This window comes from Streptomyces sp. 13-12-16, assembly GCF_002114215.1.
GTDB lineage: Bacteria > Actinomycetota > Actinomycetes > Streptomycetales > Streptomycetaceae > Streptomyces.
The window spans coordinates 1-6,214 of sequence record NZ_NCTE01000300.1; the positions used below are offsets into that span (position 1 = coordinate 1).

The following is a 6,214-nucleotide window of genomic DNA, read 5'->3' on the forward strand; positions in this document are numbered from 1 at the left end:
CACGGCCACCGCGCGACCGCCGTTCGGGACGCTCACGGCGTTCCGGGAGGGGCGGGAGACGACGCCCGTGCCGGACGGGACGTGCGACCTCACCGCGCATGTGGCCCTGGACGCGTGCGCCGCGGCCTGCGCGCTCCCCGGCACGCGCCTGCTGGCCCAGCGGGACGCCCTGCGCGCTCTGGGCGTCAGCGGCGCACGCCCTCCGCTCGCGCTGGCGTCCACCGACCCGGCCGGGTACGTACGCGCCCTCGCGGGCGCCGGTGAAGCCTCCGAACTCACCGCGCCGGGCGGACTCGGCGACTTCGGCTGGCTGGTGCAGCCGGTGGGGATCGCGGAGGCGGGGGACCTATTTGTCGATGTCTCCGACGACGAAGAACAGTGACCCGAGGATCGCCACCATGTCCGCGACCAGCGTCCCCGGCAGCAGCTCGGTGAGCGCCTGGATGTTGTTGTACGACGCCGAGCGCAGCTTCAGCCGGTACGGGGTCTTCTCCCCCTTGCTGACCAGGTAGTAGCCATTGATGCCGAGCGGGTTCTCGGTCCACGCGTACGTGTGCCCCTCGGGCGCCTTGAGTACCTTGGGGAGCCGCTGGTTGACCGGGCCCGGGGGCAGCTCGGCGAGCCGGTCGAGGCAGGCGTCGGCGAGGTCGAGGGCGTTGTGGGTCTGCTCCAGGAGGCACTCGAAGCGGGCGAGGCAGTCGCCCTCCGCGCGGGTCACCACCTTCAGGACGCCGCCCAGTTCGCCGTAGGCGAGGTACGGCTCGTCGCGGCGCAGGTCGAAGTCGACGCCGGACGCGCGGGCGATCGGCCCGCTCACCCCGTACGCGTGCACCGCCTGAGGCGACAGCACGCCGACGCCGCGCGTGCGGCCGCGGAAGATCTCGTTGCCGAGCACCAGGTCGTCGAAGCGGTCCATGCGGGAGCGCACGTCGGCGACGGCGCCGCGCGCGCGTGCGGCCCATCCCGCCGGGAGGTCCTCCTTGAGGCCGCCCACGCGGTTGAACATGTAGTGCATGCGCCCGCCGGAGACCTCCTCCATGACGTGCTGGAGCTCCTCGCGCTCCCGGAAGGCGTAGAAGATCGGGGTGATGCCGCCCAGCTCCAGCGGGTAGGAGCCGAGGAACATCAGGTGGTTGAGCACCCGGTTCAGCTCCGCGAGCAGCGTGCGCAGCCACACCGCGCGCTCGGGGACCTCCATGCCGAGCATCCGTTCCACGGCGAGGACCACGCCCAGCTCGTTGGAGAACGCCGACAGCCAGTCGTGACGGTTGGCCAGCATGATGATCTGGCGGTAGTCCCGGGCCTCGAACAGCTTCTCCGCGCCCCGGTGCATGTAGCCGATCACGGGCTCCGCGCGGACGATGCGCTCGCCGTCCAGGACGAGTCTCAGCCGCAGCACGCCGTGCGTGGACGGGTGCTGGGGTCCGATGTTGAGCACCATGTCGGTGCTCTCCGCCGCGCCGCCGATACCGACCATGGTCTCCGTCGTAGGAGTCATGAACACAGTCTCCCCTACGTACGCTGGGCCCATGGAGACGGGGAGCCCGCGCGACACGGGGACAGCGGGAACGGGCAGGCCGGCGGCCTGGGGCGGCGAGGAGCCGGCGTGGATCGCGCTGCCCTCGGGGCTGCTGAGGATGCGGCGGCTGCTGCTGGTGGTGTGGCTGGGGCTGCTGACCCTGGCCACCGCGCTGGTGCCGGGGCTGCTGGCCGGGCCCGGCTGGGCCGCCTTCGCGCTGTTGCCGCTGGCCCTGCTGATCTGGGGCTGGGTGATGCTGGAGCGGAACTGGCGTTCCTGGCGGTACGCGGAGCGCGCCGACGACCTGCTGATCAGCCGGGGCGTGCTGTGGCGTCAGGAGACGGTCGTGCCGTACGGGCGGATGCAGCTGGTCGAGGTCACCTCCGGGCCCGTGGAACGGCACTTCGGGCTGGCCAGCGTGCAGCTGCACACGGCTGCCGCGGCGACCGACGCCACCATCCCCGGCCTCGACCCGGCCGAGGCGGAGCGGCTGCGCGACCGGCTCACCGAGCTCGGCGAGGCCCGATCGGCGGGGCTGTGACGGCCCCCGGCGTCCACGAGGACGTACGCGACCGGCCGCCCGTGACCGAGAGGCGGCTGCATCCCGTCACGCCGCTCAGGCGGGCGTGGGCGCCCGTCGCGGTGCTGATCGGGTGGGCGCTGCACGACCCCGACCAGGCGCAGCGCCAGCTGTCCCGGCTGACGACGACGACCCTGCTGACAGGTCTCGCCGTACTCATCCCGGCCGCCGCCCTCTACGGCTTCCTGACCTGGTGGTTCACCCACTTCGCGGTGACCGAGAGCGAGCTGCGCATCCGGACCGGGCTGTTGTTCCGGCGCACCGCGCACATCCGGTTGGAGCGGATTCAGGCCATCGACGTCACCCAGCCGCTGCTCGCGCGGGTGGCGGGCGTGGCGAAGCTGAGGCTCGACGTCATAGGCACCGACAAGAAGGACGAGCTCGCCTTCCTGGGCGCCGGCGAGGCGCGTGCCCTGCGCGCGGAACTCCTCGCGCGGGCGGCGGGTTTCGCGCCGGAGACCGCGCACGAGGTGGGCGAGGCGCCGTCCCGGGAGATACTGCGGGTGCCGCCGGGCGTCCTCGCCGTCTCCCTTCTGCTGACCGGGGCGACCTGGGGCTGGCTCCTCGTCGCCGCCGTGGTGGTGCCGCTGTTGTGGACGGCCACCCACAGCCTGTGGACGGTGCTCGCCGCGGCCGTGCCTCTGTTCGGTGCCGCGGGCGCGAGCAGTGTGGGCCGGTTCGTCGCCGAGTACGACTGGACGCTGGGCGAGTCGCCCGACGGGCTGCGCATCGACCACGGGCTGCTGGACCGGGCGCACGAGACGGTGCCGCCGGGGCGCGTGCAGACCGTACGGCTGGTCGAGCCGCTGCTGTGGCGGCGATGGAGGTCCCCCGGCTCGAGCGGAACCGGGAGCGGGGGAGGCTGGGTGCGGGTGGAACTGGACGTGGCGGGTTCGTCCAACTCGCTGCTGCTGCCGGTCGCTCCGCGCGAGCTCGCCGAGTCGGTCGTCGCGCGGGTGCTGCCCGGGGTGAGCGTGCCCCCGCGCGAGGCGCTCTCCCGGCCGCCGCGCCGCGCGCGGTGGTGCGTTCCGTTGTGGTGGCGGGGTTACGGACTCGCCGTCACCGACGCGGTGTTCGCCGCCCGCCACGGGCTGCTGCGGCGCAGCCTGTCCCTGGTGCCGCACGCCAAGGTGCAGAGCGTACGGCTGGTCCAGGGCCCCTGGCAGCGGGCCCGGGGTGTCGCGGACGTCCATGTGGACACAGGCGCGAACAAGTCGGTGACGGCCCGCCTCCGGGACGCCACGGAGGCGGCGGCCCTCCTGCACTCCCAGGCGGAACGCTCCCGCACCGGCCGCAGGGACGCCCGCCCGGACCGCTGGATGGCCTGACCCGCACCGCCGGCGGAACGCCTGCCAGGGCTGCCGAGGCCGGCGACGCACAGGGGCGGAGCGGGCTTGCCGGAGCCGCTGGGACGAGCGACGCGCAGAGGGCGGGAACGGCCGCCCGGGCCACTGGGGCAACGGCACACAGGTCCGGAAACACCTGCCGGGACCGCTGGGGCAGACGGTACGCAGAAGGCAGGAGCAGCTACCCGGGCCACCGGGAGGGACGACGTGCGAGGGCCACGCGTACCGGCCGTGGGAGCCCGCCCCTGTCGCTGGACGACATCGCCCGCACACGCGCGGGCACAACCGGAAGAAGCCCCCCGGGGGGAAGGGCGCGTCGATCGCACGCGCGCGGGTGCGTTTTCGGCCGCGGGCAACGGATCAGCGTGGGCGCCGCAGCGCCCGCACGCGCGGGCGCACCGGAACGCCGAACGGGCCCCGCGCGGTGAGCGCGGGGCCCGTTCGGCTGGTGCGGTGGGTCAGGAGACCGCGCTGCGCAGGTCCTCGACGTCGATGTGTTCCGTCTCGTCGTGTGCCGTCAGGTCGATGACCTGGCCGACGCCGCGTGCCTCCTCGTCGGCGGGCTTGAACCGCGCCTCGGCCTCCGCCTTGTGCAGCGCGAGCGCCTCCTGGCCGACGACGTCGGCGAGGTCCTCGTTCTGGACGGTGTCCAGGGCGGCGCCGTCCGTCTCCTTCTTCGTCCCGAAGAAGTCGAAGCCGCCCTCGGACACCGGCCGCCGTACCGAGGCGGTCGGCGGCACGACCGCCACCGCCGTCGGCACGGTGAAGTGCCCGGAGGGCTGCCGCACGGACTGGGCCGGAGGGGCCGCCGGCACGGGGGAGTCGGCGGTCGTACGCTCGCGCTCGTCGACCGCCTCGGTCCGCTCCTCGGCCTCGGCCCCGTTCTCCTGCGCCGGTTCCCGCTCGGGCCGCTTCGTGGGCTCGGGGCCGTCGTCCTCGGGGTCCTCGGGGGCGTCGTCGCCCTTCGGGGAGCCGTCGTCCTCCGGCGTGTCACCGGTCCGGGCGTCGTCGTCGGCCTGCCCGGACGTCCCGTCGGTCCGTACGTCCGTGTCGGCGCCGTCCTCCACGGCGTCCGCGTCCGCGGCGAGCCGCGCCAGTGCCGCGCCGGCGCGCAGGAACAGCTTCGACCCCTCCGGCGAGAAGACGGACGGAGCCGCCGGCGTCTCCTCGGCGACGGCCTCGTCCCGCTCCACCGCCCCGGACCCCGCCTGCTCCGGCACCTCCACGTCGTCGGGCGCCACCGACGGCCCCGCCGGCAGCGCGCGGACCGGAACCGCGGCCTCTATCTCGAGCACCCGGCGTTCCTCCAGAACGCTCGCCCGGTCGACCTCCGACGCGGCGTACCGCCGCAGCAGAGCCGCGTGCTCGTTGCGCAGCCCGGCGAGTTCCGCGCGCTTGGCGCGCAACCGCTGCTCCAGTTTCGCCCGCAGCGCGCGCGACTCCTCGAGGTCGGACTCCAGTTCGGCGACCCGCTCCTCGAAACGCCATTCGTCGCTCGCACGCGCGCGCGTGAGCTCGGCGACGCGTTTGCCCGCCTGGGCGTCCCAGTGCCGCATGACGACGGCGCCGGCGATCGCCGTGACCGCGGCGGCCGCGGCCAGGACACGAAGCACCATCGGTTGCGTGAACACCCAGGGCCCCAGGGCGCAGACGACGGACACGCCTGCGATCGCCGACGGGGGCAGCATCCTGTGCAGAGGCGGGGAATGACGGTGACGTCCACGTGGCATGGCCAGAAACTTACCGCGCGTAGGCGAATGATGGTGCCCCGCCCCGTAAAAACAAAGCCACGCCGAGGATTTCACAGGGCATCAGGGAACGCGCATCACGCGTGAATAGACGTATTGCCCAATTATCAAGATCATTCATTGCCCCGTGAACCGCCCGCCGAACTCCGCCCGGTGAACTCCGCACATCCCGACCGTCTCGCCGGGCAGCCGTCCGTACGCCGTCGCCGGGACTCCGAACAGCCTCCGCGGCACCCCGCGGGCCCCGGACGCCCCGCCCGGCCCGGGGCGTACCCCGGCCCCTCGCGGGCCTACGCTGAACATATGAACAACCACAGCGGACGCCGCCAGGTCGCGGGCCTTCCTCACTGGGACCGCTGCGCGGTCATGGGAGTCGTGAACGTCACCCCCGACTCCTTCTCCGACGGCGGCCGCTGGTTCGACACGACGACCGCCGTCAAGCACGGCCTCGACCTGGTGGCCCAGGGCGCCGACCTGGTCGACGTCGGCGGTGAGTCCACCCGGCCCGGCGCCACCCGCGTCGACGAGGCCGAGGAGCTCAAGCGCGTCATCCCCGTGGTCCGCGGCCTCGCCGCCGAGGGCGTCACCGTCTCCGTCGACACCATGCGCGCCTCCGTCGCCGAACAGTCCCTCACGGCCGGCGCCGCCCTGGTCAACGACGTCAGCGGCGGACTCGCCGATCCGGCCATGGTCCCCGTCGTCGCCGCCGCCGGTGCCCCCTTCGTCGTCATGCACTGGCGCGGCTTCCTGGAGGGCGGCAACATCGAGGGCGTGTACGCCGACGTGGTCACGGAGGTCGCCGGGGAACTGCGCGCGCGCGTGGAGGCCGTCCTGGAAGGCGGGATCGCCGCCGACCGTGTGATCGTCGACCCCGGCCTCGGCTTCTCCAAGGGCGCCGACCACGACCTGGCCCTCCTCGCCCGCCTCGACCGCGTCCTGGCCCTCGGCCACCCGGTGCTCGTCGCCGCCTCCCGCAAGCGGTTCCTCGGCCGTGTCCTGGCCGGTCCGGACGGCGCGGCCC

At 73.8% G+C, this 6,214-nt stretch carries 5 protein-coding genes and 1 pseudogene; 4 read left to right on the plus strand and 2 right to left on the minus strand.

Annotated features, from left to right (window positions below; all coding sequences use genetic code 11):
- A pseudogene (locus tag B7767_RS13035) lies at positions 1 to 382 on the plus strand (hypothetical protein); the annotation flags it as partial.
- Here B7767_RS13035 and B7767_RS13040 read toward each other — a convergent pair.
- Positions 347 to 1,498 carry an NADH-quinone oxidoreductase subunit D gene (locus B7767_RS13040; protein ID WP_085572331.1) on the minus strand — a complete coding sequence of 384 codons (1,152 nt, stop codon included), beginning with the start codon at positions 1,496 to 1,498 and terminating at the stop codon, positions 347 to 349. The pseudogene B7767_RS13035 and the gene B7767_RS13040 overlap by 36 nt on opposite strands.
- A gap of 31 nt (positions 1,499 to 1,529) precedes the next feature.
- Between B7767_RS13040 and B7767_RS13045 the strand changes: the two genes are divergently transcribed.
- Both B7767_RS13045 and B7767_RS13050 read left to right on the plus strand, forming a co-directional pair.
- Positions 1,530 to 2,060, plus strand: coding sequence for a PH domain-containing protein (locus B7767_RS13045; RefSeq protein ID WP_085572332.1), 531 nt, complete (start codon positions 1,530 to 1,532; stop codon positions 2,058 to 2,060).
- Positions 2,057 to 3,427, plus strand: coding sequence for a PH domain-containing protein (locus B7767_RS13050; protein ID WP_085572333.1), 1,371 nt, complete (start codon positions 2,057 to 2,059; stop codon positions 3,425 to 3,427). The genes B7767_RS13045 and B7767_RS13050 overlap by 4 nt, the downstream gene beginning before the upstream one ends.
- Before the next feature lie 476 nt (positions 3,428 to 3,903).
- Here the strand turns inward: B7767_RS13050 and B7767_RS13055 are convergent, their stop codons facing one another.
- Positions 3,904 to 5,175 (minus strand): hypothetical protein, encoded by a 1,272-nt coding sequence (locus tag B7767_RS13055; protein ID WP_179167133.1) that lies wholly within the window; start codon positions 5,173 to 5,175, stop codon positions 3,904 to 3,906.
- A 321-nt stretch (positions 5,176 to 5,496) separates the two neighbouring features.
- On the opposite strand from B7767_RS13055, the gene folP reads away from it, so the two are divergent.
- A partial coding sequence (gene folP, locus B7767_RS13060) for a dihydropteroate synthase (RefSeq protein ID WP_085572335.1) occupies positions 5,497 to 6,214 on the plus strand: 718 nt, incomplete at its 3' end.

What these genes read in the sequence shown, in the direction of transcription:
- B7767_RS13040 (WP_085572331.1), bottom strand. Translation starts at nt 1,498, where the DNA reads ATGACTCCTACGACGGAGACCATGGTCGGTATCGGCGGCGCGGCGGAG.
- B7767_RS13045 (WP_085572332.1), top strand. Translation starts at nt 1,530, where the DNA reads ATGGAGACGGGGAGCCCGCGCGACACGGGGACAGCGGGAACGGGCAGG.
- B7767_RS13055 (WP_179167133.1), bottom strand. Translation starts at nt 5,175, where the DNA reads ATGCCACGTGGACGTCACCGTCATTCCCCGCCTCTGCACAGGATGCTG.